Source organism: Pseudomonas sp. PME37.24/006, from assembly GCF_055556635.1.
In genome coordinates, this window is record NZ_JBVHNL010000067.1 from 1 (window position 1) to 276 (window position 276).

The 276-nt window shown below is 51.8% G+C and carries 1 protein-coding gene; it reads left to right on the top strand.

The annotated features are described in order from the left end of the window. Positions 1-276 (top strand): carbonic anhydrase (locus ACZ3GY_RS23875; RefSeq protein WP_465912206.1); only part of this gene is annotated, 276 nt, incomplete at both ends.

Consider the following 276-nt stretch of genomic DNA (forward strand, 5'->3'; position numbering starts at 1 on the left):
GAGTTGTTTGTTCATCGTAATATCGCCAATGTGGTGGTGCATACCGACCTCAACTGTCTGTCCGTCTTGCAGTTTGCGGTGGAAATGCTCAAGGTCAAACATATCATGGTGGTGGGGCATTATGGTTGCGCGGGTGTCCGTACGGCGTTAAGACGGCAAAGGATTGGCCTGGCCGACAACTGGCTGCGTCATGTGCAGGATGTGCAAACCAAACACAGTCGTTATCTTGGCAGTGTGCTCAATGATGATGAACGGGCTGATCGTCTGTGTGAGCTC